The sequence below is a fragment of the Providencia vermicola genome, assembly GCF_010748935.1.
GTDB classification, from domain to species: Bacteria; Pseudomonadota; Gammaproteobacteria; order Enterobacterales; family Enterobacteriaceae; genus Providencia; species Providencia zhejiangensis.
The window spans coordinates 16,788-42,611 of sequence record NZ_CP048797.1; the positions used below are offsets into that span (position 1 = coordinate 16,788).

Sequence of the window (25,824 nt, forward strand, 5' to 3'; positions counted from 1 at the left end):
GACACTTTGAGTGCAATTATCAGCAAGTGCGGCATGTACAGATACCGTCTGGAAAGGGATGTGCAACCCGAAGGCCTTGTGTTCGGTTATTTTGGTGTAAACGGCTCTACGGCCACGGCCACCGAGGACGATCACACGGTCAGAAAGTGGATAGGGTTTACCAAGGTCAACGGAGGGAGGCGATTCATAGTCGGTAATGCTTTTGCTTTTCGGGCGACCGACGTTCGAGAGCTGGCTACGGCGGTTGATCCTGTCGGGCCTGAAAATGAAATCCACTTGGAAAGGATTATTCGGGATGCTGATGTCTTGGTGCCCTGCTGGGGGAGCCGAACTAAGCTGCCTAAGTCTTTGCATGTTCATTTGGACAGGCTTTTAGAGCAGCTCGTTGCATCTGGGAAGCCGGTATTGGCATTTGGCGTGACTGGTTCGGGGGACCCGAAGCACCCACTAATGCTTGGATATTCGACAAAACTTGTGCCCTGGGGAGGAAAATAATTATGTCGATGCTTGAAGCACGTTACTTCGTGGCAAAGATAAGCGATGCACAGGCCGTGCTCTGCGATGAGGAGCTGGCGACACTGGAAAGGCTGATCCGGAAGGTTGATGATGGCCGCAGAGCAAATGGCAAGAGCTCGCTTACTTGCGTTGTTGTCGAAGAAGATTGGCCGAACTGGCAGCAAACGGTTGACTCTGTACTTTCACTTGCTGACGGGAAAGACAACGATTGGACCAATGCCACACCAGAACAAATCAAGGCCTTTTGGGTCGATGACTCAGTTTGGAAAACTCTGGATGGCCGGGATAAATGGATTGAAGATCTCGACCTGCTGGTGGACGGTTCCCCGGTGGCTTCTGAGTGGGAACCTTTTGGCTTGGAATCAGGGCAGTCTGTCGTCATACGAGGCGGATGGATAGAAGGGAATGCCTTGAGTGATGATGGCGTACCGCTAGTGCAGGCATTCGTCGCTTGGAAACAGGGCCAAGACAACCACTAAAGGAAAATTACTTCGGAAGGGCGGCTATGGCCGCTTTCTTTTTAATATTTACAGTATCACATAATGATACTATGATGTTGTTAATTTACTTGGGGAGGCGCTTATGCTCACTGCTAAATGTATAGGGTGCGGATGCACCGATGATCACGCTTGTGTTGAAAACGGTCAACCGTGTCACTGGCTTCGCGTGAATAGAGTGGAAGGTATCGGGGTCTGCTCTTCGTGCCCGGATGCTCTCAATCAATTCGCATCGACCAGCCAGGAACAAGCAACTGGACAGGATGACTACCGGAACAGTCCAGAATGGAAGGATTTTTCATCACGCATTGGTAATGCACTATGCGGGGGCCGGAGCAAAGCAAAGTAAGGTAAAAACGGCTATGCCGTTTTTTATTTGTCTATTACGGCATCACATTATAAGCCTGTAAATGCTGAATCTGTAATTGCCCAAAATGGGCGTGAGCAGGGGCGGGGTGTGAGGTCGTTCTAAGGCAAAATACTTTGTACTGGCAGAACAAAGAAAGAATGAACTTTCACATGTGAAAGTTTTTGGGGTACGGGATGGAACAAGCAATTCAAAGTTACTTGGCTGACGACCGGCAATATCAAGACAGGATTACCGCAGCTCTCAGCCAGGTTGAAGAGAAAGGTGCAGAGTACGAAGCTCTTTGCCAACAGCGTGCTCAGTTGGGGATCTGGCAAAAAATTATAACGTTCTGGCAGTTTCGTCGAGACATCGCCGTTATACGTTCAGCACTAAAAGGCCATAACAGCGATTTGCGGTATTTGCGCCGTGGGAGAGACCAGCTCAAAGAGGGATTGGTTTCTCGGGCCGTGAAGCAAGCGATTGACGGTAGCCAGATTCTGGAACGAATCACCCAAGCTCAAGATAGGCTTGACGCCGCATCTCGACTCCACGAGAGCAACAAGCGACTGGTGGACATGGGGCAAAAAGCCTTACGTGAAATCAGTGAGGCCTCTTCCAGTATTTCATCAGCACAAACAATGGAGGTTCTCGACCTTGTGACTGACAACAAGGGCATTTCCGTCATGTCGTCGATGTCAAACTCCTCGGCCAGCAGTGAAATAGACGATGCGAAGAGAGCTGTGAAAGCCTTCGCAAATGCGCTGGGGGATCATCGTGACATTGTGGGCTCACTGCACCACTCAATGGCAACTGAGTTTATCGATCTGGGTATGGACTTTGCCGGTTTGAATGATGGTTTCGACTTTGGGAGCGTCTTCTCGCTGTTCAGCTTGTCGTCTGCCAGTTCCTCTCTGGACAAAGTAGAGTCTCGCGTTGAATCTCTGATGCCAGATCTAAGACGAGCCGCCTCCAATTCGGCAGCAGAGTATGCCCGTGTTAACGAAGAGTTCTTTGGCCTAAAACAACAGGCCTGTTGCCAAGTGCATGAGTTGCTGGTGACAAATGGTATAGACGTGTCAGTCAAGCGCGTTGAGTCCGCCGTGAACAGCTACAGAGTTGGAAGGTGATATTTACAGCATCATAAAATGAACTTATGATGTGAGGTGATCAACAAGTCGAAATTTATTTAAAGGATAAGCGATGAGCGATATTACACAGCAAATGGACAAACTTGAGATTCCAATCAAGTTGTCCTTTCCAGTCATCAACGTTAGCACTTTTGAGCTGGGCCGTGCAGAGAGCGTTTTCTCTGACATTGCAAAGAAAGTCGGCAAGCACTTTATTGTGATGCCATTCAAGAAGCTGCCCGATCCAGGCACGATGAAGGCAATGGTGGACGAGTCCAAGAAGTCCTCCAAAAACGGTGTTGTCGTGTTCGACACTTTCTTTTTCGACCGACAACGTGCAAACCCGGAAACACTCCCAGCCCTCAAGTCATCACTGACCTATCTGGAGAATGAGGGGATCAACTACATCATCGCTGGCAAAGACGTCTTCAATGAAGAGTTCGTTTATCACATCGATCTCCCGGCTATGAGCAATCAGGAAATCCTGAAACTGCTCCAGACCTGTGAAGATAACGTGAAAGATGGTGGAGTCTTCGAGAGCAACGAACGTGCTGTCATCGCAAACCACGCCCTGGGCTTGTCACACACCCAGATGAAGAACGTCTTCACCTATTCCGCTTACTTGAAATTCAAGGGTGAAGAATACCTGGGCGAGATCCGAAAAGAAAAAGCTCACATCTTGCGTGATGTCGGCCTCGATGTGCTTGAGGCCATTGATATTGGGAATGTCGGTGGGCTCGAAAACCTCAAGGAGTTTCTCCAGATACGTAAAGCCGGTTGGGACAAAGACCTTCCGGTAAAAGGTGTCCTTCTGGCCGGTGTACCTGGTGGTGGTAAATCGCTGACGGCAAAAGCCGCTGCCGGTGTACTTGGCACTACCTTGGTTCGCCTGGATATGGGCCGTTTCTATAGTAAGTATCTCGGTGAAACCGAGCGCCAGTTCAATCGTGCATTGCAGACCATTGAGCAGATCGCACCCGTTGTTGTGTTGATTGACGAGATGGAGAAGTTTTTTGGTAATGCCGATGGCGAACACGAAGTATCCAAGCGCCTGCTGGGCTCTTTCCTCTACTGGCTTCAAGAGCGCAAGGAGAAGATCTTCATTGTGGCGACGGCCAACCGGGTTCAGTCGCTGCCTCCTGAATTGATGCGAGCTGGCCGCTGGGACCGAGCATTCTTCATTGATCTGCCAAGTGTGGCTGAGCGCCAGAAGATTTTCGAGATCCACCTCGCCAAGCAGAAGGCCAACATCGCCGCGTTCGATATGCCTACGCTACTGCGTACCACCGAGGGATACACCGGGGCAGAGATTGAACAGGCCGTCATTGACGCGATGTATCTGGCGAACGCTCAGGACAAAGAGCTCAACAATGAAGCGCTGGTGGATGCGGTCACTCGCATTACCCCGACCAGTGAAACTCGCCGAGAAGACATCAACCAGATTCGCAGTTTGCGGGATCAAGGCTTCTATCCGGCCAATAACTTCGATGTTCAAGAGCAGAATGGCTCTGGACGAAAACTCGCCATCGAGGACTAAGCGATTAACTTTGTCATGCCGGAACACGGCATGACCCCCGAAACAACTCAGGAGTGATGAGATGAGCCATATCGTAAAAGGCAAGGTGCAGGTCGCCTACAAAGACAAAGAGCTGCTGTTGAAGGCTCTGGAGGGAGTTGGCGTCGTTGTTGAAAACGAAAAGCTATACCGCGTGGGCGCTGGCTACACCTTCGAGAAATACCCGATTGTTCTGATCGACCAGAACAACAAGGAGCACCGGATTGGCTACAAGGAAAAAAACGGTGTTTGGGAGCAGTACCAGGAAAACTACGGCTCTTATGGCCGCTGGACGCAGCAGGCAAGCAGCAAGGTGCAGGATCGCTACATTGCCTTCCACTACGAGCAGCAGTTGAAAGAGGAAGGTTTCAGCGTGACGGTGAAGCAGCATCACGATGGCACTTTGGAACTGGAAGCTGAGGAAGCTGTTTGGTAATAGCGCCAAGGCAATCAGATTAGTTGAACTTAACGACGAGGTGACAAAGTGAAAAAGGTAAACATCAAGATCAAGGGCGGCAAGATTGCTGCCGATTTCACGGGGTTTCAGGGTAAGACCTGTGAAGCGCTGGAGCAGCGTATTCGCCCGGAAGAGCTCGAAGTCGAAGAAAAAGAGCTGAAACCCGAGTACCACTTCAATGCTGGTCAAACCCAGCACGAAACGGAACAGAACGAATGGTGATGAGAAGGACAGGGCGCGTCCCCCTTCTTTTGCTGGTTGGTCTCATGGTCGCAGCTCCTGCGGCCTTTGCCAGTGACTTTGTGACTGGCGTAATGGTGGGGCAAATGCTCTCAGATGACTCAGGCAGCAAGAAGGTAGAGGACACTGGCCCGGAGAGCAAAACGGTCATTGATTACCATGACGGTCAGCCAGTTGTGACCAAAGTGGAGGCCTTCAAAAGCAATAAATGGCGCAAACTGGATGGCCCTCAGGGCGGCTATTTTGTTTGCCCAGGTGAATACCGTAGCTATTCGGGAAGGCTGCGTTGTCGCGTCCATGATGACGGGCTCAATGGCTTTATGGGCGGTATGACTGATGCTCAGGAGCTACCGCTCCAAGAAGCTCTGACCAAGTTGGAAGGTAAACCCATCTCCCTGCAAACCATTGAAGTCCACGGGAACAACCTGGCAGTCAAATACCAGTTAGCACCACCAGCACAAACGCACGTCAAAACTCAGGACCTGGGGGTGGTTAAGCAAGATGGTGAAATGCAGAAGGTTGCCAGCCAACCACCAGCGCTATCCATAGAGACTGCACCAAAGAGTGAACCTCCCAAGCAGATTGGTGCTGCACAAGACACCGACCGCAATACCAGTGCGTTTCAAAGTCCGTTCGAGGAGGTAAGTGACTCCATGATCGGTCTAATGGATAGCTCTTTCGTCAAAGTCATAGCGGGGTTGATGCTGGTGTTTGGGGTTGCTAGTGGAATTATGAGGCAGAGCCCATCAGGAATTGTGATGGGGATAATGCCTGCAATTATGATCATGACCGCGCCAACGGTTATTCGTACCATGTTCGATACAGGCGCGGCCAGTACCAAGCCAGTGGAAGATAGCGGAAGCTCATTTCCTTTCTTCTTGGTGGCAATAGTGCCGGTGCTGATTTTCTTTGCCTATAGAGCTTTTATGAACAACCGGAGCGACTCCGAAATTGATGAGTTGTTAAGAGAAGCCCGACGTGCTGAAAGGGCTGAACGACCAAGCAATGAGCCTCCCTCAGTGGATGAACTCCGTGAGCGCCAGCAACAAAACCCAGAAAGAGAACCGGTGGTTGTCAGCTCATCAGCTCCGGCACCAAAGGTGCAAAAGGAAGAGCCAATCGAAGTACAGCCAGGCAAGCGCAAAATTATTTTGGATTAGTGGGGTAGGTTATGAGCAAAAAGCGCATCGTAATCAAAAATGGTGAGGTCTGCGGGTTTGCCGATGAGGTTTCCTTCAAAGGCCTTGAAGTGCAGGAATACAGTAAAACAAGGGTTTCGCGCATCGTGCCGACGAGCGGCATTCTAATGATTGCGTTCTATGTTATTCGCGGACTTTGTTCAGACGAGTCAAAGATTGCGGCATGGACTCGTGTTTGGCGTTGCCAGTGGAAGGTGCTGATCGACGGTAAAAGCTATGGACCATTCAGCAGTCGTGCGGATGCTATCTCGTTCGAGAAGGACGAGATCTACAAACAAGGCAAATTCTTTGCCGATGCCACTCACGAGGCGGCAGTATGATGACACGGGCGGCTATGGCCGCGCTGTTATCCGCGTTGGTAATAGGCCTTGTGTCTGATTTGTCCGCACAAGAGCTGGTGGTAAGCCAGGTGGCTATAGACAAGTCCACTGAGGTGGAGAAAGAAGCTACCTTCCACAACCGCAAGTGGGTGTTAAGGACGGGGCAGGTTAGTGGATTCTTCATCTGCCAAGGAGATAACAAAGACATTTACTACCGGCATGACAGGGTGGGCGCTCACTGCCAGAAGACATCGACTGGGTGGCGCAATGTACTGGGTCTCAGGGACGATGTTCCGGAAGTTGAGCTGAGCGTGTACCTGGGGACCGTTGAAGGTGTCCCCGTGAAAGTCCTTCATCAGGAAGTGGATGGTTACGATCTGAAAGTGCAGTACAAGGTTGCACGTAAAGGGTCAGCAAATGAGTGAGAGTGTGCGTCGGTCAACGCCGATGGTAAAGATTAAAATCCTGCCGAGTTTCGTAGGGGTTCCCTTCCCGTCGGTGCTACTTATCGTTGCGGGGCTCCTTAATGGCCCTTTGTGGGGCTTTGCCGCATTCGTCTTTCATATCGTCATCAAGCGGTACATCTACAGAGAATACCGGAGGTTGCCATATCCGATGCCAACCGGCTCAAGGCCTATGGATGAGTTGAGCGAGCTCCTTGTAAAGGGGATACCGGAGGAATTTTTCCGGCGGCTTGACGCAGCTTGCAGCTCTGATGCGTCAGTACAAATAACCTGCCCAAAGAAATACCGGCTGCTCAAAATGTCGTTGAATCGCTATGCCAACCGCGCTGGTTGTTACCCGCAGTTCCGGGAGGGGGATGAAATAGCGATTGAGGTAACAGAGCAGAGACCAAGAAAAGCAGGAGCAGGGAAGGGCTTTCCAAGTATTCAAGTTCTGAAAGCGTCAGAGGGTGTTCTGAGTGAACCGGAGCAGCCTATCGAAATTCAGAAAGATAAGCGCAAGATTATCTTGGATTGAGGTGGGTTGGAATGCGGTCATTTTTATACAGAATATTGCTTCTTTGCTTCGTCATTATCGTCCAGATAGGGCTAATCGCCATTGATGCGAGCCCGTTGGTTGTTGCTATGTTCCTCTCGCTAACAGCTTTAGTCGCTGGGGTCTGGATGGCGTACCTTCATTCCCGATTTTTGATGGCGGTGACTCCAGTAGTTATCTCTGTGCTAATGGCGACCCTCGCCATGAAAATGTTTGAGCCGAGACTCTTTGTTTCTGCCAGCGAAAAAGGCTGGTTCCCTTTGTCATTGTTCGTCTCGATACCGTTTTACTTCTACTTGAGTTACTTGCTTGAGATAGAGGAGAAGAGACGTACATTCCGGGCCAATGTGATTGGGTTTTTGCGTGGAGTTTCGGAAGAGATCCGTCGTTCAACCAGAGAGCATAGAGATCAAGGTGAGATAAGACACGGTGGAACAGAGCTGGGGAGTATTGACGAACTACAAAGGGGCGAGGCCAAAGAGCCAGAAGTCATCAGCTCTACATCGGACCAGAAAGAACAAGGCACTCCCAAGCGAGACAAGAGAAAAATCATTCTGGACTGAACATGGAACAAATCAGAAAAGGCTTAACCCTCGAATACGCAAAAGAGAAGCGTGAGAAGCTCTTGGCGGAGCTCAAATCAGATGAACACTACAGCCAGACTGAAACAGTAGCCTATGGGCACCACGACCCGCTCAGCGTTCCTGTGGCAGCCTGCGATAGTTGTCATGGCCGGGCGCAAATGCAGAAGGTTATAGGTCCTCCTGTGCGCTGGAATATGGTCTGCCTGGGTTGTGGGAAGGCGATCCAACAAATCCAGAAACGACCGTGGCAAGCAGCAATGGCGTGGAACCAAATTAACTTGGGAACACAGGACTACAGACAACTGCCCCTCTTTGGACTTGGGAGTCTGTCTCCTGAATCAGCAAGACAGAGAATGGTGGGAATACGCAGGAACCTGGAGCTGAGAAAGAGCCTCGCCGGTATCGAGAGGACGATAGCCCACAAGGAAGGTCAACGCCCACCAGGGAAAGAGTACCAGCAACGACTGGAAGCATATCTGCAATGGGCCATGCTGGCGCTGAGGTTGCTCAAAGTCAAAGCAAGTTAGTGGTGAGAAGGAAGAGAGAACCCGGTACTGTAAAGCGCCGGGTTTTTTATGCCGCCCTGTTTACAGTATCAAAAAGTGATGCTATAAAGTGAGCAAGTCACAAGGAGAACCAACGAATGGCTGTTATCAACTCACTCCGCGCTCTCAAAGGCGTAACCGCCCCCGAAGAACTGAAAAAAGGGGATGGATTCACTATCTCTCCTCAGCTTCTGCTGGAGGAAGAAGGGTTTAACACCCGTGGCGCTTTCTGCGAGGACTACTACGAGCGCCCGGACATCAAAGCTGGTATTCGAGTGCTGGCCGATGCTTACAAGCGTGGCGACTATGTTCCGCCGATCATCGTCAAAGTTATCGACGGAAAGGTGTATGTCCGTGAAGGTCATCGCCGTCGCCGCGCCATCCTGCTTGCTATAGAGGAAGGTGCCGACATCCAGTTCGTGCAGGTCGTAGAGCACAAGGGCGATGAAGCCGAACAGAGCCTTCTGATCGCCACCAGCAACGATGGGCTCCCTCTTTCTCCACTTGAGCGAGCCGTGATCTACGCTCGGCTTGCAAACTGGGGGTGGAGCGACCAGATGATTGCCCAACGTGTTGGCCGCTCGGCTGAGCACGTTCGTATCGCCCGTGCCCTTTTGGAGATGCCTCTGGAACTGAAACGGATGATTCAGGAAGGCTCTGTGGCTGCCACCTACGCTCAGGAGCTCTACAACGAGCACGGCACCAACGCTGTTGAGATCCTGAAAAAGGCGCAGGAAGAACAGGCCAGTGGCAATGACGGCAAGAAGGCCCCGAAAAAACTGACCAAAAAGTCTGTCGAGAAAGGTCCCCGCCTGGGCAAAAAGGTGGTTGAAGCCATGCACCGAGGCGTGAGCTCTATTACCAGTCGTCTGGACAACATCAAGCCGAACGATGACGGTGAAACGTTCACCCTTACCCTGAGCCGGGAAGATGTTGATGCGTTTCAGGAGCTGAAAGCCAAGCTGGCGGAGCTGGAGCCCAAAACTGACGAGTCCAATGAAGACCAGCAAGAGCTGGATTTGGCGGGTAATCAGTAATGGGGCGCTGTACTGTTGAGGATGCCATCCAGTTGCTGGAAGGGGGAACCATTGTTGCGGTCGTACCGGCGTCATCCGGACCAGATACGCTGGTGGTTTCCTCTATCAGGCTTGAATCCGGACTGACAGTACAGTTTTCCCCTCCAGCGGCAGCCAGTGTCAGTGTTCAGCTCGCGGAGCTCGATGATGAACAGTGACAAGAAATCGTCTGAACTAGCCAGACTGAGGCGTCAGCATCAGCTAGTTTGCTCTGTCATCGCAGCCTTGCTCATCTGTGCAGGTATATATGGGACCGTTGCACGTTTGGGCTTCATCCTGATGGCGCCATTGTTTGTTATCGCCTTAGGTGTGTTAGTCGATGCGTTCCTGCCAAGGGTAAGTTGGTTCTTCTGTGTGCGGGACGTGAGAGACATATTTGGGTGGAGAAAACGATAGTGGCGAAGTTGAAGGTTTATGGCGGGATCACTTATGGGGCCGAGGGGCAGTTCAGAACTGTCGTTGCGGCCACAAGTAAGAGCAAGGCTGCTTCAATTCTGAATATCACGATTTACCAGATGAATAGCTGGTGGACGGAGACTTTTAACAAGTACGAGGTCGAGGCGGCGATGTCTGAGCCGGGGGCTATTTTTTCAAAGCCTCTCGATGGCAGAGACCCATTTGTAAAGCAGGAAGGATAATTGTGAGAAGTGTTTTTGTATGGTTGAAGGCCGGGGCAATACTGGCTTTCCTATTCTTCGGTATTGCTGGTGCTGTCAACCGGGTCTATTGGGTTAACAGCCAAGGTTTGAGCCAGGGGTCGATGTCATCCACATTGGTTAAAGAAAAGTTTGGCCTAGACCTTGGTGCAATGTGCCGTTATGACAAACCCCAGCATGTCGAGTTCAAAGTCCTTCCTGATCAGACAATCCAGTTCCGCTGCTCATGGTTTGAAGGTGGCGGATTAACCTGGTGGCCTTTCTACACCGAGCATGATGTAAAGAGCGCCGAGGCGACCTCTGTGCTCAATGACATATTCCAGGGTACGGAGGGGCATGATGAGTAGCCAGCTAGAACTCTTTCATGTCCAAGAGGCGTATGCCAAGGCCGATAAGCCGTTATCGAATGAGGAGCTCTACGATTCGGTGGCAGAGCTCGCTGGAATCCCGAAAAGCGCTCTGAATGAACAAAGTGAAATTGGCAAGGCAAAGGTCAAGCGGAGCAAGCTGAAAAGACAGATACGCTGGTATCAGCAAACCCTCAAGTCGATGAACCTTCTCCAGAAGGTGGACGGCGAGCGGGGTGTCTGGGAGCTCTCAAGCAAAACCAAGAAGGGCCTGCATGAAGCGCTAGGTGGCGTTCGACTGGTCGCTTATTCAACAAATCTTGGGCTGGCGGTGTGGTCAAACAACAAGAGCTTTTTCTCTGACCTCGATGAGCCGGTGCATCTGTGTGTGACATCTCCGCCGTTCCCGCTCCGTATACAGCGTGGCTATGGAAACGTTGATGAAGCCAAATGGGTGGATTTCATTACTCAGGCACTCGAACCGATAGTCAAGAACCTGGTGCCAGGAGGAAGCGTTGTCCTGAATGTCAGCAATGACATATTCGAGGCCAAGAGCCCCTCCAGATCTCTCTACGTTGAGCGAATGGTGCTGGCGCTCCATGATCGGCTTGGGCTCTCTCTCATGGATAGATGGCCGTGGATCAACCTGTCAAAACCACCAAGTCCGACCCACTGGGCTTGTGTGAACCGTTACCAGTTGTGTGCCGGGTGGGAGCCTGTTTATTGGTTCACCAACGACCCTGACAGGGTGCGTTCTGACAACAGAAGGGTCCTGATCCCTCATACAGAGAAACATCAGAAGCTGATGGCCCAAGGCGGTGATAACAGAGTGGTCAGTTATGGTGACGGGGCATATCGACTGAGAGGGAACGCATTCTCTAACGTCACGGAAGGACGGATACCGAAAAACGTTATCCAGCGCGGCCACCGTTGTGCGGATACTCTGGAGCTTCGGAGAATCGCTAGAGAACTGGGGTTGCCACCGCACCCGGCAATGTTCCCAACAGACATACCTGAAATGGCTATCCGCTTTCTGACGGAAGAGGGCGACCTTGTTGTTGATCCGTTCAGTGGGTCGAATAAGAGCGGGTTGGCCGCAGAAAGGAATAACCGGCGCTGGATCGCCTGTGACATCATTCTTGAGTACATTCGCACCCAGGCGGAAATGTTCACCGGCTTTGATGGATTTTGGATGAACCCGGCCATAGCAGCAGTGGGCGGGGGAGCGTTGAATTAAGAGAACAATGCCCATGAATTTAAGTATTATCGCAAGAGTCTTGCGCCAATTGGCAATTATTTTTGTCCTCTCCGTGCTTCTTGTGGCCGGATATATCTACTATGCCGGTAAACAACATCAGCAGGCAGCAATCAACTTTTGGGGTGAGCAATACCAGCCTGATGCCATCTCGACGCAAATTGATTGGGGGTTTATCGGTAATTGGGTTATTCCTCGCGGGGGGCCAATTATTTCTCCGGGCATTGCTGGAGTGTGTCCCAATACACCACTTCCCGTTGTGCCTCTTAAAACTGGTCCTGATGGCCGGGGTTATGTTCTCTGTGGCATTGGAAGTGAGGCTGTCGCTACCAGCTTTGATGTCAATGACATCCAGGATGAAGAGATACGAAACACATTAAAAACGATGTTTGAGGAAGAATTTGAAAAAACTGTTAAGGGGGATAAATGGACACTCAAGAACTGAACCACATGATAGCTGAGGCCTACAGCCGGGATTTGCAAAAGCCTGAGCTGGTATCGTTCAAAGAGGTGAGTCGCTGGGGGCGTAAGTACGGTTTCCCCGTCGTATGCACTCTGGCCGATGAAAGTGAAGAAAAGCAGATTCACTGGGCTGCCAGTTTGCTCATTCAAGTAGCCGGTACTTGGCCGCGAGAAGATATGCCGGAATTGCTCACACCGGAACGGGGCTCCGCGCTGTTCAACGATGCGATGCAGTTATTGGCGAATGGGCTTGGAGCAGCAAATCAATTGCGCTGACAGCACAAACCTTGTCAATAAGCGGCCTTCATGGCCGTTTTTTTGTTTAAAGTTTGTTTTAACAGAACCATAATTAGATATTGCAGTATCATTTTATGATCGCTACAATCTTTCACATGTGAAAGTTTGGGGGTGGTCTTGATCACCTGCGAGAAACCAAAATAGAGGTGGGTATGGCAAAAGTAATCAGCTTCGCCAACCAGAAAGGCGGAGTGGGTAAGAGTACCCTCTGTATCCAGCAGGCCTTTTATCTGGCGTTACAGAAGAAAAAGAAAGTGCTGGTCTTGGATATGGATGGTCAGGGGAACACGTCCTCTCGACTGGCCCCCAGACGAGAGCTTGAGGATGGTGACTACGAGCCCATCCTCACTGGAACCAAAACCGCAGAGCTGTTCGCTTACGAGCTGGACGGCATTGAGGTCATGCACTGCCCTTGCGGTGCAGACCTCATTCATACGCCGAAGAATGACCCGGATCTGTTTGAGATGGAGGCTGTGCCTCTTGACCAAGCCATGAATCCGGCTCGCCATTTGGCTGAGCTGTTTGAGAACTACGACTACGTGCTGATTGATTGTCCGCCTAGCCTCGGCAGAAAGCTGGTGGCAGCGTTGGTGATGTCTACCCATGTGGCATGTCCGGTAAAGCTCTCTGGCTTCGCTGTGGACGGCGTAGAAGGTCTCCTGAACACGATTATTGGTGTGCGCGAGGCATACAACCAAAATTTGGAGATCCTGGGCATCGTGATCAACGACATGGACCGCTCTGTCAATCACGACAAAGCCCTCAAGTCGCTGGAGAACACAGTTCCGGATCTGCTGTTTGAGAACAAAATTATGCACCGGCCTCCGCTCGATACGGCGACGACTGATGGCATCCCTGTCTGGGAGCTTCGCTATGGACATGTCGCGGCCAAAGAGGTTGAGGCGGTGTTGGAAGAACTATTAGAGAAGGTGGGCTAAGCGATGGCATTGAACAATTTAAAAGGCCTGTCCGAACTTGCTAAAGCCGCCAAAGGCAAGAAAGGCAAAGAGGTTCTTACCGTACCTGTTGACGACGTTGTATCCAAGGTCCAGGTTCGTAAGCGCTTCCGTAACATTGAAGAGCTGGCGGCAACCTTGCTGACCGAAGGGCAGCAATCTCCGATCATCGTGTTCCCGAAGAATGAAGAAGGCAAGTTCGTCATCCAAAAAGGGGAGCGGCGTTGGAGAGCGTGTAAACACGCTGGTATCGAGACCATTGACCTGGTGGTGAATGATAAGGTCCAGAACAATTTGGACGAGACTGCTGGTGAGCTGATCGAAAACATCCAGCGGGATGACTTGACTCCGGTAGAGATTGCCGAGGCGTTAAACCTGTTTATTGAAGAAGGTTGGAAGCAAAAGGATATTGCTGATCGGCTCGGTAAGAATATCACTTTCGTATCTACGCATCTGTCGTTGCTCAAGCTACCTGACTGTGTGCGTGAGTTATACGATAATGAAGTATGTTCTGATACAGAGACCTTGAATAACCTTCGTCTCTTGTTCGATCTGAATGAAGAAAGATGTCGCGCCGTCTGCGCGGTGGCTATGTCTGACGGGATTACTCGTAAACAAAGCCGTGAGCTGCTGAATGATGCCAAACGTATCAAAGACGAAATGGAAAAAGGCCCACTGACTGGCTCCCACCAGAATGATGAGCTTGGCGCTGGCAACACCGACGAGCAATCCCTCAACTCGGGTGGGGATGGTACGTCGGAACAAACCGGGAATGACGACCTGAACCTTGCCCAGGAGGAACTGGAAGGGGGTAAAAATTCCAATGGTCAGGACGATGATGACGAAGACCCTTTGCGTGATGAAGAGGGTGAGCACAAAGATCCTGTCAAGCAGCCAGATAACAGCGGCAAGGACAAAGATGAAGAAGGCGGTGATGCTCTTCCTCCTCTGCCGAAGGACAAGGAATGGAAGAACGTCCGGGCTGACAGTTTGATTTTTGCTGTCAACGTTAACCTGGATGGCGAGACCAAACGTGGAGTCATCATGACCGACCGTGTTGCTCTGGTTCCGTCTACTGTCTGGGTTAAAACGCTCGATGGCGAAGGCAAGGAAAAGCATGTTCATGTGCCTGTGTCAGACATTGAACTCCTGAGTGTCGAAGGCTAATAAAGGAGGCCCAGCCAAAGAGGTTGGGCCTGTCAAGAACAGGTGAATATGAAGATCTCACAGGACATGAAAAGAAAATTTGCTTTGGTGAATGCCCTGTCTAAAACGGAGAAGCCAAGTCTCCAAGACCTTCACAAGGCAACAAATATTCCTGAATCAACGATCAAGAGACAGTTGTCTGCCCTGCGTGATGAGTTCGGAATGAATATCTTGTTCGTCAGGGAGTCTACCGGCGAACGAGGTGCCACCGGCTACTACATGCTGACAGACTGGGGGATCTTAGACAGGTCTTCGTTCTTGAACCGGTACGGAAAACTGTAAGGTGCCATAGAGCAGCGCATTGAATGCAAAACCCGCCAATCGGCGGGTTTTTTTATGCTGCCACGGTAGCGGCGGTTGCTGGAGGTTTTTCGGCGTAGTAGGCGATGTTCTTGGTTCGTCTGCTAAGGGTGTCTATGCCGACGATACTCAGCGTTTTGGGAGTGGTATTGCGGGACTCGAAATAATGGAATAGCTGGATCATGCAGCACTTCACCATCAACGGATCGATGTCTTCCAGGTAGATTGAGGCTTCTCTCAATGCTTCGGGACCGTGGTTCTCGATCAGGTTTTCCATCCAGTGAATGGCGTTGATGCCAGAACCACAGCAAGGCTCATAAAAGTCTGCCGAAGACTGTGAGCCAACAATGAGTGACATCAAGCGGCCAATCTCTGGAGGAGTGGGGAAGTAATTGGTGCCCTTCTTGTGGAAGCCAGACATGCTTAGGACGTAACCCAAAACATCGCTGGTGGGGTCGCGCTTAATGGCGGCAGACAGGACGTGAGAGAGCTCGAAGGCGACCGGCTGAAGTTCTTCCGGGATCTCCTCCTTGGCTGGGTATAGGCCAGTCTGCAAGTATGCCCACTGGTCAATAAAGGCCTCAACAAACCGAGATGTGCCCATTCTGTATCGGGACTGCTCGATGAGAGATAAAGCCTTGGATGTAAGTTGCTGTGTTTCTGGTGACATAAGCGCTCCAGTTTGTTCTGACGAAACATTCAAGAGGTAGAAACGAAGAACCCCGCCGAAGCGAGGTTCTTTGCTTTCCTGCCTGATCGCCTTAATGCCGAAGCAAAGACGTCTTGATAAAGTCGGGGCAACCGGACATTTCCCGGTCGATGAAGTCCTGACGTTTCGCCAGCGGCCATTTCATGAACGCCGCGAGCGGGATGCGCTTATTCGTGTTAGTATTGCCTTGCAGCATAACAAAGCTCCTTAATTGCTTGATTGTGTTGTAAGGGCTGCAACGAAGGTCGAAGAGCGATGCGGCCCTTATTTATGATTATTACAGCATCATAAAATAATATCAAGAGACAATAAAACGATACCAAGAAACAAAACTTTCACATGTGAAAGTCTCCCCGCTGTCCACCTCGCACACTCCAAACGCCCAAACGCCCAAATAACTTGTCTATCTGCCCAAAATGGGCGCGTAAGCGTCCGATAGAAAGTAATTGTTAGTGAGATATTGACTACACGGAATATGGCTATATCATAGAATCATAAAATGATGCTGTAAAAGTGATATGTATGCCAAAGCAAGCAAATCATCTCCGTTTGAAGAAACCTTGCGCCAACTGTCCATTCCGGAAGGAGGGCGCTATCGAGCTGGCCCCTGGGCGATTAGAAGGCATCATCAACGACATCGTTGAAAACGACATGACGACGTTTCATTGCCACAAGACCGTGCACTCAAAGTCAGGTGGTGAATGGGATGAAGAGGGTAACTATGCACCTTCGGGACAAGAGTCGATGTGTGCCGGTGCTGCGGCTTACTTGATGAAAATAGGCAGGCCGACAGTGGCTATGCGAATTGCCTTTGCGTTTGGTGATGCAAAGGTGTCCGACTGGGACGAAGCTCAAGAGCTGGTTGTCGAGCCTTTGGTACAAGGGGACCGAAATGAGTAAGCGATATGCGGTAGTGCCGCATCCGAAACTGAAACGAGAGTACAAAGGTCGGCTGGTCAGAACTACTCGGGTACTAAAAAACGGCTGGGGGTTGATCCCTCTAGGGGCTGTGGCAACGGTCACGCATCAGTCTCCCAAGGGATCAGAACTGACCTTTGAACCATGCGACTGCTGCGGCCTGAAAGCCATTATCAGTCATGTAAGCATGGACTCCATTGAATTTATCGAACCGATTACTGAGGAAGAAGATGGACGAGAACAAGCTCAACATTGAAACGGTCGATGGGCACAACGAGCTGGTAGTCAGCTTTTTGTCCAGAATGGTAAGCCTGAGTGACGAGGAAAAGCAGACAGTATTGTCCTGCCTTCCGGACACCGGCAAACAAACAATCACCCAGCTCTATGAGGCGCTGCGTTCTCAAGGGCACCAGGATCTTGCAGAGAAAGTCGAACCATACCTCCAGCAGGGGGTGTTTGGGCCGATCTTCGATAACGCCAAGTCCAAGGTGTTCGTTCGGGACGAAGCGCCTTTTTTCCTCATGGATGAAAATCCTTTGAACTGGGATGACGCTAAAGCATTCAATCGCCTACGTATGAGTACGACCTGTGTTCTTGGCCGTGGCGGCTGGACTATCGGTGAGCGCTTTGATGACCGCTTTGATACCGAGGTGGGCGGAACACAGCTTATCGTCACTCAGTCACTCAACGAAAAAGGTGAGATTGAAGGAGGACTTCCTACCTCGATGTCGCTGAATGACTTTGCTGAGTTCCCTAAACAGCCAAGGCCTCCTCAAATAGTCGATTACCAGGAAGACAAGCGATACACGCTTGAGGAAGCGGAAGCTATCCCTGAGCTCGCACCAGTGGTTCAGCGTCTGAAAGAGCGCATCGAAGAGTATGAGGAGAGAAGAGCCCATGATTGACCTGACATGCCGCCTTTGTGCTGGTTCCGGTGTTTATGACTTTTCCCCTTCCAAAGAAACCTGCGGTATGTGCCAAGGGCATGGGAAATTTGTTGACGCCAAAGCAATGCTGGTGGCTGCCATCGAGCTGGCAAAGAAGCAACGCGAGCCTGTCATTGAAGTGGTAATGGGGTTGGTGCTCCAGGGTGTGGATGTTAGAGGGAAGGAGCCTGGAGAGCGGTTCAAGGCTGCTCAGGCCTTTAACGCCCCAGGGCACAACCTATTACGATACGGGTGGGATGCTTGGGAGCTCTATGCCCTCCATGAGGGTGTAAGTCCAGAACTTGCATCGCTTGGCCGAAGTGTGATGCGCGAGTGGCATAGCCATTCATGGGGCCGGTTCAGTGGAGAGGTAGGCTTTAACGCCGCCGAGATCATGATCAAACAGGCCAAAGACAACCCAGAAAAAGCAGAAGAGCGCTGGGCGTTCCTGCTTAGTGAAGAATGGATGGTGGAGTAATTGTCGTGACAGAACAAACCAATAAGAAATTGATGCTGGATGAGTCTCCAGATATGCCCCTGCAATTCAAGTGGAGAAAGTTTGGTGGTGCGATTTTTACTGCCACGCAAACAATGGAGCACGTCAAGGAAGGACGTAAGCTCGGGCCGACTCCAGCAGGGATGCTACCTCAAGAAGTGTGGCTGAACCGCCTGATCGCTATGGAAGAAACCCTGCCACGAGGGAAGTTTTTTGACAGATTCCGCCGCCGCGACAAAAACGAGCAGTATGACTTGGCCGCCGATCATCTCCGTCTTGTCGGACAGAAAAAGCGATAGGGGGATAGATGAAAGCCCAGGCATACCCACCATCAGTCATTCGTAAAGGCGCTGTGTTGTACGCAGCCCTTTATTACATCTCTGATGATGATAAAGCAAAGGTCGAGGTTACAGAGTGGATAGTTCGCTCTATTCAGAAACGACGCAACTCAACCAGCGATCAACGCTATGTCAATCTTGCCCAAAAGTTAGATGGGATTACGTGGGGGAAAAGGTCACGGAAGAATGGGGACTTTGGTTGGTTGCCATCTATACCGAGCTGGTGCTTGAAGCAGTTCCGGGAAGGTGGCGAATTGCCTTTTGGCGTTTATACGACGCGACTGGCCGCTCTCAAGTTTGCGAAAGTCAGCTTGCAGGAAGAGGTCCAATATTGCGAGGCCGAGCTGAAAAAGGCTCAGACAGAAGAGGATACTCAGGAACTCCAAGAGGAGCTGGCGGAGAACCAGAGACTTCTGAAAGCTGCTGGAGCAATGGTGAAGCGCGAGCAAAACAAGAAGAAAAGAGGTTGACCAATGTTACCGATCGTCTCCCCCTCCGTAGTAACCAAACAACTTGCGTTCAATCGAGTAGGCGATAAACGCAAGGTTAGGGTTTCGTCCAACTTTTTGGATGTTATGGGGTTCAAGCCAGGTATGGGCATCGCCGTTGAGCCAGGGGAGGGGATGGGCGGTTTTTCGGTGATCCCAGCGACCGATGAACTACAGACACACCAGGTTTATCAGCGCCGGTATCAACCAAAGAGTCGCTCCAACAACCCGCTGGAAACCGTTATTGAGTTTTCTGGACAAGGGCTCATAGATAAGTGCTTCCCTCGCTATACAGAGCGTTTCCACGTCGAAATGCGAAAAGGTCGAGTAGTCTTCACTCCCGTCGCAAACAGAGCCTTTGCCATTGCTGATCGGTTCAGAAAAACCAGCCCTTTCCGTGCCTTTGTGGCATTGACTGGCGGGGTAGACATTCATGTTATGGAATCGCTTGGCTGGAAGGCTGAGATTGTTTTGGAACATCGTCCAGTTGAAGCCAGAGACAGAGCATCCGGGCGGAACCTGAGTGAAGTACATGCGCTCAATACGCTGGTGAACAGCTCCCCGCGTATCCTGCTGAATGAAGACATTCATCACCTGGAGCTGGATCGCCTTGGAGCCTTGCTGGCGGAGTGCCCACCAATTGGTTTGGCCCATTACTCGTTGGGGTGTGATGACCACTCAAACGCCAAAAGTCCAAGGGACAAAGAGCGTTCTCTTGAAGATCTCTCCACCATGCTCGACATGGTTTACCCGGCACTAAAACAGATCGAGGTCGTGAACCCTGCCGTCGTGCTGGTGGAAAACGTCCCGAACTTCAAAGCATCCGGAGCCGGGGCGATGATGGGAACGACACTGCGGCGGATGGGGTACTTCCTCACTGAGATGGTCTTGAACGGTCTGGATTTCGGCGCGTACCAGGGGCGAGAACGCTATTACATGGTGGCGTCGGTCTTCCCTGGGTTCGTTCCACCGAAACCTGAGCAGAGAGCTGGTGGACGATTGTGGCCGGTGATCGAGAAGCACCTCGGGGATTGTGCAGACGTCACAGCGTTGAAGTCAATTCAGGCCAGAGAGTCAACTTCTCGCAGGATGCCTGCGTTCTTGACGAGAGAAAGCACCAGTTGCCCGACCATCCTCAAGTCTCAGGATCGTGGGGTAAAGGATGCAGTGTACATCCAAGACGGTGGCCGCATTTACAAGCCATCGGTCGATCTGGTTCAGGAGTTGATGTCGATACCTGATAGCTTTGATATTTCGTGGATGGCAAAAGAACAAGCGACAGAAACACTTGGGCAGAGTGTGGATTACAGATTGCATTCAGCGGTCATGGCCGCAGTTCGGGATCACCTGAATGTGAATTGCGGTCGCCATACCGTGGTGCAGCACGGTATCAGAAGTAAGGAAGGTAAATAATGGCAGTCATTTACTACGGCGAGGGAACCCATGACGCCGGTTTCGTCGGGTTCCGTGTCGCACGAACAGTTGGGGTGGCGGATGATTACCGGCAGGAATACTTCTCCTTGAGAGAGTATTCCTACGCAACAGCTCACCGGCTGGCCTACAGCTTGGACCGAAAGTGGGAAGCTGAGGCAGAAGAGGTGAAGCGTCAGAATAAGACTTGTAAGCGGCGACGCAACTCCGGGCCAAATATCATTGCTGAGGGGCTGAGGGCTTATATCAGTATCGAGAACCGGAGCCGGATGGGGGTGAAGAGAACCTACTTCGCACCTTGTTTTCTCGTCACAAAGCCAGGCTACGGCAATGGGGATATTGTTTTCAGGATTTCCACTCATGGCTACGCAGAAGCCTACGAAAAGGCGGTGGAAAAATATTGTGAGATCCATGATTTGACGGATGAGCAGTATGTTGAGTTGCTTGACCGTATGCCGAGTACAGAGGTGTTCACTGGATACCTGCTGAATGCTCTTTTAATACGCGGTCATCGCGCCACAAAAGCTGAAATACTGAGTAAGCTGGGGGCTGCGAAGAATGAAGATGACATCACCAATAGCAAAGGGAAAAGCGGCCACAACAGAGTGCGTTGCCCAGAGTATCGGTGGGCGCAATAACAGCGCCAGATGTTCAAACCATGTTTTATAGCAACACCTCTTTGGGGGCGGAATTATGTTTTTTGATAACAAAGTAGAATCTCACTCGCTCGTAATGGGAGCCAGCGGGAAGGGCAAATCGGTCTTGTCCGAACAAGTGCGGAAAAACGCGAGGCTGCGCGGTGATCTGCTGGTGGATACTGAGATGTACCGTGAAGGTCGAGGGTTGAAACCATACGAGCATGAGTACGCTCGTCGCTTAGTTCTGGGGCTAAGTGGACCGTTGCCGCGTGAACTGCGTGGGAAGCCGGTGACGGTTATCTCTGATGTGTCCAGACCAAAAAAGGTAAAGCGTCAGCCAAAGCAATTTGTTAAGACCGTAAATGGCGTCACCCTTGAACGCCAATTGGTGGCAGATGCAAGAGACCAGTTGGAAATGCAAACAGGCGTCTGGCTCAAACAACCTCAGCTCATCGAGCTGATGGAAGAGTCGGGCATAGACGAAACTCTAGCCGATTTTGGTGAGGCTGAAACACAGATCCGAGAAATGCTGGCGGATGCGTTGGCGATGAAACTGGTAGGGCGCTCATGGCCCAAGTGTGGAGCCCTCTATAACGCGGCAGAAAAGTCCGACGTTAACTTTTCCTCCGAGCTTGATGCTGCGGCAAAAGAAGCTGGATACATGGTTCGCTGAATGGGATTTGGTGTGGACAAGATAGATCGGCAAAGTTGGCTCGTTAAATTCAGGCGAGCGAAGTGTCAGGACACTTTAGACACGATGCGGGATGCGGCCATTCGCAACTATGAAGGGAATATTCGTGTTATCGCGGATATTGTATTGGCCCATGAGGCGAGAGAGACAGAAATTGAAAAAGGGATGTTTTGTCTAATAGTTAGATAGTCTGATGAGCTATCAGGTGGTGATTATGAAAAAGAGAATACTTCATCTGCCCGTAAAAAAGATTTACTTCGATCAGATCAAATCTGGAGAAAAACCAGATGAATATCGCCTCGTCACAGACTACTGGATAAAAAGACTAGAGGGGCGCGAGTATGATGAAGTCCATGTTAAGTGTGGCTACCCAAAGGCTGGAGATATGTCCAGGATAGAGATTCGTCCTTGGCGTGGCTTCTCAAGGAACGTCATAACGCACCCGCACTTTGGAGATTATCCGGTTGAAGTATTCGCCATCCATGTGAATTGATTTTGGTATTCTGATTTAAAACTATTGTAGCTCAGGTATCAAAAGAACTTGGGTAATTAAAGATAAGGGGCCGACGGCCCCTTAATTGTTTTAGTTTGTGAATATTGAACAATCGAGGTGGGATAGCGCTTGTTCGTAGCTACCTTTGTGGTTCGTCTTACGCAGTGCCACCAGCTCAACAATCAATTGGCTTAAAGCCAGTGATTGAGGCTCCCAGACGCGCTTGCATTTGTCAGCCATGTTGGCATTTACGTCTGTAATGACGTAGAGGAAATCAGGGACGTCTTTCAAGGTCCCCAGGCCTTTTGCCATATCAACAGCCTCAGGGTTTTGATAGCTTCGAGTGGCGCTCAGGTCATCGTGGGAAATATAGCTGGCAGATGTCTCAGCGAAACCTAACACCATGCCTTTTCCTGCGCTTTTTGCAATGGCCGAGCCGATAGCTAGAGTTGGCATGATGGCCTGACCTATTTGGCGGGTAGATGCAGTTGCCAAGCCTGAGGCGATGTTCTTCCCGGCATCTTCGGCAGTGGCAGAGCTGGTTGTGAGCATCGCAGTTAAAATGATTTTTCCAAACATACTTAATTCCTCTATCAATCCATAAAGTCCGACTTTTTGAAGGGCATAGTGCCTTTGCAATCGGGATACGCTGTGCAGCCCCAGAACTTAGAGGCTCGTTTCTTGCCAGGGGCTTTTCCTTTCCTGAGACGCATCGGGCTACCGCAATCTGGGCAGTCTGGACAATCCTCCGCCGCGATACGTTTCTCGGGTTTCCCTCGGTTGTCTGGGAACGTCTTCTTGCAAGCCTCGTTCTGGCAGCCCCAGAAAAAACCGTTCTTCCCTTTGATCCGGTGCATCTCTCCACCGCAGTTGAAGCATTCGTGTGAAGGAGGCTTCGCGCCCTCGAAGGCTTTAGCCATCGCGCCACCTTCTTTGGTCAGAACCGGTGCGGCCACTTTGAGCTGCTCAACCATTTGGCAGATCCAGGTGGAAATCTGCTTCATGAAGACAGACATGTTCCCGGAGCCGGAGGCAACTTTCTCAAGCTCCTGCTCCCAAGCCGCAGTCATGCCGGGTGATTTGATGGCTGGTGGAAGCACTGCTATAAGCGCATGAGCCTTATCAGTTGCAAGCAGTACCTTTTTCTGACGCTTGAAGTAGCCTTTATCAACAGCGCCCTGGATGATGCTTGCGCGTGTTGCTGGAGTGCCTAAACCGGCTGTGTCTTTGAGGATTTGTTTGAACTTCTCCTCAGTCACGAACCGGGCAATGTTCTCCATCGCGGCAAGCAATGTGGCTTCGGTGAAGTGCGGTGCTGGCCGCGTCATTTTGTTTGCCAGCTCGGCCCCATTCAGCAAGGCAGGTTCGCCCTGGCTAACCCTGGGGAGCTTCTCTTGTTCAACCGGCGCGTCGGTGTCTTCCCCCTCGTCCTTGGGACTGCTTTCACTATCAGAAGCAAACAAAACCTTCCAGCCTTGTTTGGTAGGTGTCTTACCAGCGGACGCAAAGAGGTGACGCCCACACTGCACCTCGATGGAGGTTTTGGTGAACTCGAACTCGCTGTAGAACTGCGCGATGTAGAAACGACGGATGGCGTCGTAAAGATTGAACTCGATCTCAGACATGGCACTGATGTCTGTTCTGGCCGGTGTTGGAATGATCGCGTGGTGCGCGGTCACTTTGGCGTCATTGAATACCCTGGCCTTGCGATGAGGATCTGCGCCAGCCACCAGCCCAGAGACGTTCTGATCGGACAAAATGAGCGCCTGGAGAATGTCCGGAATGTCTTCCTTTTGGCTCTCGGGTAGATAACGACTGTCAGTACGAGGGTAGGTGGTCGCTTTGTGCGTCTCGTACAGAGCTTGAGCTGCATCCAGTACCTGCTGAGCTGTGTATCCCCATCGTTTGCTCGCGTATTGTTGCAGCGACGTTAGATCGAAGGGGAGGGGGGCTGACTCTTTACCTGGTTTGGTTTCTGCTTTGCTGATAACAGCATTGGCACCATTGACCTGGGAGGCTACCTGCTCGGCATAGGCCTTATTGACGCACCGGCCTTGCTCGTCACTGCACTCTTCTGGTGGTATCCATTGGGCGGCAAACTGTCCATTCTGTACGGACACGTTCACACCCAGAGTCCAGTATGGTGAGGGGGTGAAACCGGCGATCTCTCGGTCCCGTTGACAAACAAGAGCGACGGTTGGGGTGATAACCCTGCCAACGTGAAGAGTGTGGTTGAAGCCGACATCTCGGGCCAGCACTGTGTAGAGGCGGCTCACGTTCATGCCTACCAACCAGTCAGCGCGTTGCCGTGCCAATGCGGCGTAGTAGAGTGAGACCGTATCCTTGCCATCCTTTACGTTGTTCAGCGCTTTCTTGATGCTTGACTCATCGAGAGCCGTCAAACAAACTCGGCGAATAGGGCCAGAGTAGCGGAATCGATCCAGAAGCGAACGGGCGATAGCCTCACCTTCTCGGTCGTAGTCCGTTGAGATGTAGATGGTGCTCGCCTTTTTGACCAGTCCCTCAACAATTTTGTACTGTTTGAACGCACTCTTGCGAACGTTGTACCGCCATGACTCTGGTGCAATAGGGAGGGTCTCCAGTGACCATGACTTGTAGCGTTCGTCATAATCGTCTGGCATATACAATTCCAGCAGGTGGCCGAACGCCCACGTAATAACGCGGTTTCCTCCATCATGGAGAAATCCATCACCTCGTTGGGAGGCCTTCATTACGCCAGCCAAATCTTTTGCCTGAGAAGGCTTCTCGCAGATATAAAGGTCCATTAAGCAGCTCCTCTCATCTTTGATTCCAGATTCGCCAGCTCAGTCCAGCTTTGAGCCAGACCTTTGACTTCGGGGTAGTCTCTGGAGAGGTTTTCGAGGACTCCAGAAATGACATAGGCCGCTTCGCTGGAATTACCCCTCGAACCGGCCTCCTGGAGCATGATTAATAAAGCGTCGAAGAGCTCAGCCTTACGGCCTAGCTCTGTCTGGTTTCTTATTTCAGAGCTTTGCATGGGTTCACCACTGAATAGGGACGCACGGACTCGCGCACAATGCGGCGATCTGCGTCAGTTACAGCCTGACTGGTGCAAAAGTGCGTCCAGGCATTCAGATAATCTTTATAGGTGTGGGTAGGTGGTATGCAGCCGGTTACAACGTCCTTGGGGATGTTTGTGGTTCCCTCGGCTTCCACAAAGCGCCAATCGTGCTCGTCCATACCTTTGCCACCATCGCAATAGCGTTCCCAGCGTGACAACTCGTACAGCGAGTAGCCTTTGCCTTTATTCATGGACTTGAAGGTATTGATGGCTTCGTTGACATCCCCGTGCTGTTTGATCCCTGCTGGAGTTTTATCTGAACCAGCGGAGTCATCTTTGACCTTGTTCATCGTTGCGCTGACATTACCGTCGCCCAGCACATGGATATAACCAGGTTGACGTAATGCAGCACCACCGCGCCCCATGTTGTCCCATGCCATCGACAGTTCCCGGCTAACTCGGGCAGGTTTGTCATTTTCGGCAGGGGCAGTCTGGGGCTGAGGCTTTTGCTCGGGGGCGTTAGAGGCACACCCGGCCAGAATTGCCACTCCCAGAATTGCTATCAGTTGTCTCATCGTGTCGTTCCTCATAAAAAATTGTCGATGAGCCCATTCTAAAAGGGGGGGGATGGAAAGCTGGTTTCTCAAACTGCCCAAATTGGACAGATAGGCGTGTGTGCGATCTAAAGGTGTTTTGAGAGCATGTAGCGA

38 protein-coding genes are annotated in these 25,824 nt (G+C 51.2%); 32 read left to right on the forward strand and 6 right to left on the reverse strand.

The annotated features are described in order from the left end of the window. Positions 1-6 precede the first annotated feature (6 nt). The 21 genes from G3341_RS19665 to G3341_RS19775 all read left to right on the forward strand — a co-directional run bounded on the left by G3341_RS19665 (position 7) and on the right by G3341_RS19775 (position 14,925). Positions 7-495, forward strand: coding sequence for a DUF1643 domain-containing protein (locus tag G3341_RS19665; RefSeq protein WP_001273096.1), 489 nt, complete (start codon positions 7-9; stop codon positions 493-495). 2 nt (positions 496-497) lie between these two features. Beyond that, on the forward strand, positions 498-995 hold the full coding sequence (locus tag G3341_RS19670) for a hypothetical protein (protein WP_000062185.1): 498 nt from the start codon (positions 498-500) through the stop codon (positions 993-995). 561 nt (positions 996-1,556) lie between these two features. Then, entirely contained in the window at positions 1,557-2,489 is a 933-nt protein-coding gene (locus G3341_RS19680) for a hypothetical protein (protein WP_000434070.1), read from the forward strand. 73 nt (positions 2,490-2,562) lie between these two features. Beyond that, a complete protein-coding gene (locus G3341_RS19685; RefSeq protein ID WP_004201081.1) occupies positions 2,563-4,026 on the forward strand; it encodes an AAA family ATPase in 1,464 nt (487 codons plus the stop codon). 61 nt (positions 4,027-4,087) lie between these two features. Beyond that, positions 4,088-4,480: a hypothetical protein gene (locus G3341_RS20575; protein ID WP_000018404.1), complete on the forward strand. Its 393-nt coding sequence runs from the start codon at positions 4,088-4,090 to the stop codon at positions 4,478-4,480. A 48-nt stretch (positions 4,481-4,528) separates the two neighbouring features. Beyond that, positions 4,529-4,723: a DUF2997 domain-containing protein gene (locus G3341_RS20580; RefSeq protein WP_000757530.1), complete on the forward strand. Its 195-nt coding sequence runs from the start codon at positions 4,529-4,531 to the stop codon at positions 4,721-4,723. Between the two features lie 44 nt (positions 4,724-4,767). Beyond that, positions 4,768-5,901, forward strand: coding sequence for a hypothetical protein (locus G3341_RS20585; protein WP_223369384.1), 1,134 nt, complete (start codon positions 4,768-4,770; stop codon positions 5,899-5,901). An 11-nt stretch (positions 5,902-5,912) separates the two neighbouring features. After that, positions 5,913-6,260, forward strand: coding sequence for a hypothetical protein (locus tag G3341_RS19705; protein ID WP_000039129.1), 348 nt, complete (start codon positions 5,913-5,915; stop codon positions 6,258-6,260). Then, complete coding sequence (locus tag G3341_RS19710) at positions 6,257-6,685, forward strand: hypothetical protein (RefSeq protein WP_000988988.1); 429 nt, start codon at positions 6,257-6,259, stop codon at positions 6,683-6,685. Before G3341_RS19705 ends, G3341_RS19710 begins: the two co-directional genes overlap by 4 nt. After that, on the forward strand, positions 6,678-7,241 hold the full coding sequence (locus tag G3341_RS19715) for a hypothetical protein (RefSeq protein WP_000004671.1): 564 nt from the start codon (positions 6,678-6,680) through the stop codon (positions 7,239-7,241). Before G3341_RS19710 ends, G3341_RS19715 begins: the two co-directional genes overlap by 8 nt. Before the next feature lie 11 nt (positions 7,242-7,252). Continuing rightward, a complete protein-coding gene (locus G3341_RS19720) occupies positions 7,253-7,822 on the forward strand; it encodes a hypothetical protein (RefSeq protein WP_001256126.1) in 570 nt (189 codons plus the stop codon). Between the two features lie 2 nt (positions 7,823-7,824). After that, positions 7,825-8,370, forward strand: coding sequence for a hypothetical protein (locus tag G3341_RS19725; RefSeq protein ID WP_000435225.1), 546 nt, complete (start codon positions 7,825-7,827; stop codon positions 8,368-8,370). Between the two features lie 116 nt (positions 8,371-8,486). Beyond that, positions 8,487-9,425, forward strand: a complete 939-nt coding sequence (locus G3341_RS19730) for a ParB/RepB/Spo0J family partition protein (protein WP_000268394.1) — start codon at positions 8,487-8,489, stop codon at positions 9,423-9,425. 434 nt (positions 9,426-9,859) lie between these two features. Further along, positions 9,860-10,102 (forward strand): hypothetical protein, encoded by a 243-nt coding sequence (locus G3341_RS19735; RefSeq protein WP_001096360.1) that lies wholly within the window; start codon positions 9,860-9,862, stop codon positions 10,100-10,102. Between the two features lie 2 nt (positions 10,103-10,104). Continuing rightward, the gene (locus G3341_RS19740) at positions 10,105-10,467 is read left to right on the forward strand and encodes a hypothetical protein (RefSeq protein WP_001258026.1); all 363 of its coding nucleotides are present in this window, start codon (positions 10,105-10,107) and stop codon (positions 10,465-10,467) included. After that, on the forward strand, positions 10,460-11,704 hold the full coding sequence (locus G3341_RS19745) for a DNA-methyltransferase (protein WP_000098294.1): 1,245 nt from the start codon (positions 10,460-10,462) through the stop codon (positions 11,702-11,704). The genes G3341_RS19740 and G3341_RS19745 overlap by 8 nt, the downstream gene beginning before the upstream one ends. Positions 11,705-11,717: 13 nt before the next feature. Further along, positions 11,718-12,167: a hypothetical protein gene (locus G3341_RS19750; protein WP_001053910.1), complete on the forward strand. Its 450-nt coding sequence runs from the start codon at positions 11,718-11,720 to the stop codon at positions 12,165-12,167. After that, positions 12,149-12,460, forward strand: coding sequence for a hypothetical protein (locus tag G3341_RS19755; RefSeq protein WP_000380893.1), 312 nt, complete (start codon positions 12,149-12,151; stop codon positions 12,458-12,460). The genes G3341_RS19750 and G3341_RS19755 overlap by 19 nt, the downstream gene beginning before the upstream one ends. Before the next feature lie 173 nt (positions 12,461-12,633). After that, a complete protein-coding gene (locus G3341_RS19765; protein WP_001151305.1) occupies positions 12,634-13,419 on the forward strand; it encodes a ParA family protein in 786 nt (261 codons plus the stop codon). Positions 13,420-13,422: 3 nt separating this feature from the next. Next, positions 13,423-14,604, forward strand: coding sequence for a ParB/RepB/Spo0J family partition protein (locus tag G3341_RS19770; RefSeq protein ID WP_001207227.1), 1,182 nt, complete (start codon positions 13,423-13,425; stop codon positions 14,602-14,604). A 48-nt stretch (positions 14,605-14,652) separates the two neighbouring features. Continuing rightward, positions 14,653-14,925 (forward strand): helix-turn-helix domain-containing protein, encoded by a 273-nt coding sequence (locus G3341_RS19775; RefSeq protein WP_000703827.1) that lies wholly within the window; start codon positions 14,653-14,655, stop codon positions 14,923-14,925. A 52-nt stretch (positions 14,926-14,977) separates the two neighbouring features. On the opposite strand, the gene G3341_RS19780 is transcribed toward G3341_RS19775, so the two are convergent. Beyond that, positions 14,978-15,613 (reverse strand): N-6 DNA methylase, encoded by a 636-nt coding sequence (locus G3341_RS19780; RefSeq protein WP_000074431.1) that lies wholly within the window; start codon positions 15,611-15,613, stop codon positions 14,978-14,980. A gap of 91 nt (positions 15,614-15,704) precedes the next feature. Then, a complete protein-coding gene (locus tag G3341_RS19785; RefSeq protein WP_000939033.1) occupies positions 15,705-15,848 on the reverse strand; it encodes a hypothetical protein in 144 nt (47 codons plus the stop codon). A gap of 326 nt (positions 15,849-16,174) precedes the next feature. Between G3341_RS19785 and G3341_RS19790 the strand changes: the two genes are divergently transcribed. Genes G3341_RS19790 through G3341_RS19845 form a run of 11 tightly spaced genes read left to right on the forward strand, consistent with a single transcriptional unit; the run spans position 16,175 to position 22,071 of the window. Then, positions 16,175-16,552, forward strand: a complete 378-nt coding sequence (locus G3341_RS19790; RefSeq protein WP_001125904.1) for a hypothetical protein — start codon at positions 16,175-16,177, stop codon at positions 16,550-16,552. After that, positions 16,545-16,826, forward strand: a complete 282-nt coding sequence (locus tag G3341_RS20590) for a hypothetical protein (RefSeq protein ID WP_000044823.1) — start codon at positions 16,545-16,547, stop codon at positions 16,824-16,826. The genes G3341_RS19790 and G3341_RS20590 overlap by 8 nt, the downstream gene beginning before the upstream one ends. Beyond that, positions 16,801-17,475, forward strand: a complete 675-nt coding sequence (locus tag G3341_RS19805) for a hypothetical protein (RefSeq protein WP_000344149.1) — start codon at positions 16,801-16,803, stop codon at positions 17,473-17,475. Before G3341_RS20590 ends, G3341_RS19805 begins: the two co-directional genes overlap by 26 nt. Then, positions 17,468-17,974, forward strand: coding sequence for a hypothetical protein (locus G3341_RS19810; protein ID WP_000566443.1), 507 nt, complete (start codon positions 17,468-17,470; stop codon positions 17,972-17,974). Before G3341_RS19805 ends, G3341_RS19810 begins: the two co-directional genes overlap by 8 nt. 5 nt (positions 17,975-17,979) lie before the next feature. Next, the gene (locus tag G3341_RS19815; protein ID WP_002210541.1) at positions 17,980-18,291 is read left to right on the forward strand and encodes a hypothetical protein; all 312 of its coding nucleotides are present in this window, start codon (positions 17,980-17,982) and stop codon (positions 18,289-18,291) included. An 8-nt stretch (positions 18,292-18,299) separates the two neighbouring features. Further along, entirely contained in the window at positions 18,300-18,800 is a 501-nt protein-coding gene (locus G3341_RS19820; RefSeq protein WP_000647188.1) for a hypothetical protein, read from the forward strand. 3 nt (positions 18,801-18,803) lie between these two features. Further along, positions 18,804-20,231: a DNA cytosine methyltransferase gene (locus tag G3341_RS19825; protein ID WP_000936897.1), complete on the forward strand. Its 1,428-nt coding sequence runs from the start codon at positions 18,804-18,806 to the stop codon at positions 20,229-20,231. Then, on the forward strand, positions 20,231-20,887 hold the full coding sequence (locus tag G3341_RS19830; protein ID WP_000268552.1) for a hypothetical protein: 657 nt from the start codon (positions 20,231-20,233) through the stop codon (positions 20,885-20,887). Before G3341_RS19825 ends, G3341_RS19830 begins: the two co-directional genes overlap by 1 nt. 55 nt (positions 20,888-20,942) lie before the next feature. After that, positions 20,943-21,560, forward strand: coding sequence for a hypothetical protein (locus G3341_RS19835; RefSeq protein ID WP_000464630.1), 618 nt, complete (start codon positions 20,943-20,945; stop codon positions 21,558-21,560). A 12-nt stretch (positions 21,561-21,572) separates the two neighbouring features. Next, complete coding sequence (locus tag G3341_RS19840) at positions 21,573-21,767, forward strand: hypothetical protein (protein WP_231138427.1); 195 nt, start codon at positions 21,573-21,575, stop codon at positions 21,765-21,767. Between the two features lie 25 nt (positions 21,768-21,792). Continuing rightward, positions 21,793-22,071, forward strand: coding sequence for a hypothetical protein (locus tag G3341_RS19845; protein WP_000746034.1), 279 nt, complete (start codon positions 21,793-21,795; stop codon positions 22,069-22,071). Between the two features lie 90 nt (positions 22,072-22,161). Here G3341_RS19845 and G3341_RS19850 read toward each other — a convergent pair whose 3' ends face one another. Genes G3341_RS19850 through G3341_RS19865 form a run of 4 tightly spaced genes read right to left on the reverse strand, consistent with a single transcriptional unit; the run spans position 22,162 to position 25,689 of the window. Then, the gene (locus G3341_RS19850) at positions 22,162-22,650 is read right to left on the reverse strand and encodes a hypothetical protein (protein ID WP_004201072.1); all 489 of its coding nucleotides are present in this window, start codon (positions 22,648-22,650) and stop codon (positions 22,162-22,164) included. 14 nt (positions 22,651-22,664) lie between these two features. Continuing rightward, a complete protein-coding gene (locus G3341_RS19855; RefSeq protein WP_000366823.1) occupies positions 22,665-24,857 on the reverse strand; it encodes a DNA topoisomerase III in 2,193 nt (730 codons plus the stop codon). Next, positions 24,857-25,090 carry a hypothetical protein gene (locus G3341_RS19860; RefSeq protein ID WP_001191890.1) on the reverse strand — a complete coding sequence of 78 codons (234 nt, stop codon included), beginning with the start codon at positions 25,088-25,090 and terminating at the stop codon, positions 24,857-24,859. Before G3341_RS19860 ends, G3341_RS19855 begins: the two co-directional genes overlap by 1 nt. Next, positions 25,072-25,689, reverse strand: a complete 618-nt coding sequence (locus G3341_RS19865) for a hypothetical protein (RefSeq protein WP_001249395.1) — start codon at positions 25,687-25,689, stop codon at positions 25,072-25,074. The genes G3341_RS19860 and G3341_RS19865 overlap by 19 nt, the downstream gene beginning before the upstream one ends. Positions 25,690-25,824: the final 135 nt, after the last annotated feature.

Coding starts and splice junctions, on each gene's coding strand:
- G3341_RS20585 (WP_223369384.1), top strand. CDS start 4,768: ATGGTCGCAGCTCCTGCGGCCTTTGCCAGTGACTTTGTGACTGGCGTA.
- G3341_RS19745 (WP_000098294.1), top strand. CDS start 10,460: ATGAGTAGCCAGCTAGAACTCTTTCATGTCCAAGAGGCGTATGCCAAG.
- G3341_RS19845 (WP_000746034.1), top strand. CDS start 21,793: ATGAAAAAGAGAATACTTCATCTGCCCGTAAAAAAGATTTACTTCGAT.
- G3341_RS19685 (WP_004201081.1), top strand. CDS start 2,563: ATGAGCGATATTACACAGCAAATGGACAAACTTGAGATTCCAATCAAG.
- G3341_RS19770 (WP_001207227.1), top strand. CDS start 13,423: ATGGCATTGAACAATTTAAAAGGCCTGTCCGAACTTGCTAAAGCCGCC.
- G3341_RS19720 (WP_001256126.1), top strand. CDS start 7,253: ATGCGGTCATTTTTATACAGAATATTGCTTCTTTGCTTCGTCATTATC.
- G3341_RS19865 (WP_001249395.1), bottom strand. CDS start 25,689: ATGAGACAACTGATAGCAATTCTGGGAGTGGCAATTCTGGCCGGGTGT.
- G3341_RS19705 (WP_000039129.1), top strand. CDS start 5,913: ATGAGCAAAAAGCGCATCGTAATCAAAAATGGTGAGGTCTGCGGGTTT.
- G3341_RS20590 (WP_000044823.1), top strand. CDS start 16,545: ATGAGTAAGCGATATGCGGTAGTGCCGCATCCGAAACTGAAACGAGAG.
- G3341_RS19725 (WP_000435225.1), top strand. CDS start 7,825: ATGGAACAAATCAGAAAAGGCTTAACCCTCGAATACGCAAAAGAGAAG.
- G3341_RS19820 (WP_000647188.1), top strand. CDS start 18,300: ATGAAAGCCCAGGCATACCCACCATCAGTCATTCGTAAAGGCGCTGTG.
- G3341_RS19775 (WP_000703827.1), top strand. CDS start 14,653: ATGAAGATCTCACAGGACATGAAAAGAAAATTTGCTTTGGTGAATGCC.
- G3341_RS19810 (WP_000566443.1), top strand. CDS start 17,468: ATGATTGACCTGACATGCCGCCTTTGTGCTGGTTCCGGTGTTTATGAC.
- G3341_RS19860 (WP_001191890.1), bottom strand. CDS start 25,090: ATGCAAAGCTCTGAAATAAGAAACCAGACAGAGCTAGGCCGTAAGGCT.
- G3341_RS19670 (WP_000062185.1), top strand. CDS start 498: ATGTCGATGCTTGAAGCACGTTACTTCGTGGCAAAGATAAGCGATGCA.
- G3341_RS19790 (WP_001125904.1), top strand. CDS start 16,175: ATGCCAAAGCAAGCAAATCATCTCCGTTTGAAGAAACCTTGCGCCAAC.
- G3341_RS19805 (WP_000344149.1), top strand. CDS start 16,801: ATGGACGAGAACAAGCTCAACATTGAAACGGTCGATGGGCACAACGAG.
- G3341_RS19835 (WP_000464630.1), top strand. CDS start 20,943: ATGTTTTTTGATAACAAAGTAGAATCTCACTCGCTCGTAATGGGAGCC.
- G3341_RS19680 (WP_000434070.1), top strand. CDS start 1,557: ATGGAACAAGCAATTCAAAGTTACTTGGCTGACGACCGGCAATATCAA.
- G3341_RS19715 (WP_000004671.1), top strand. CDS start 6,678: ATGAGTGAGAGTGTGCGTCGGTCAACGCCGATGGTAAAGATTAAAATC.
- G3341_RS19830 (WP_000268552.1), top strand. CDS start 20,231: ATGGCAGTCATTTACTACGGCGAGGGAACCCATGACGCCGGTTTCGTC.
- G3341_RS19730 (WP_000268394.1), top strand. CDS start 8,487: ATGGCTGTTATCAACTCACTCCGCGCTCTCAAAGGCGTAACCGCCCCC.
- G3341_RS19710 (WP_000988988.1), top strand. CDS start 6,257: ATGATGACACGGGCGGCTATGGCCGCGCTGTTATCCGCGTTGGTAATA.
- G3341_RS19765 (WP_001151305.1), top strand. CDS start 12,634: ATGGCAAAAGTAATCAGCTTCGCCAACCAGAAAGGCGGAGTGGGTAAG.
- G3341_RS19855 (WP_000366823.1), bottom strand. CDS start 24,857: ATGGACCTTTATATCTGCGAGAAGCCTTCTCAGGCAAAAGATTTGGCT.
- G3341_RS19785 (WP_000939033.1), bottom strand. CDS start 15,848: ATGCTGCAAGGCAATACTAACACGAATAAGCGCATCCCGCTCGCGGCG.
- G3341_RS19780 (WP_000074431.1), bottom strand. CDS start 15,613: ATGTCACCAGAAACACAGCAACTTACATCCAAGGCTTTATCTCTCATC.
- G3341_RS19755 (WP_000380893.1), top strand. CDS start 12,149: ATGGACACTCAAGAACTGAACCACATGATAGCTGAGGCCTACAGCCGG.
- G3341_RS19825 (WP_000936897.1), top strand. CDS start 18,804: ATGTTACCGATCGTCTCCCCCTCCGTAGTAACCAAACAACTTGCGTTC.
- G3341_RS19850 (WP_004201072.1), bottom strand. CDS start 22,650: ATGTTTGGAAAAATCATTTTAACTGCGATGCTCACAACCAGCTCTGCC.
- G3341_RS19750 (WP_001053910.1), top strand. CDS start 11,718: ATGAATTTAAGTATTATCGCAAGAGTCTTGCGCCAATTGGCAATTATT.
- G3341_RS20575 (WP_000018404.1), top strand. CDS start 4,088: ATGAGCCATATCGTAAAAGGCAAGGTGCAGGTCGCCTACAAAGACAAA.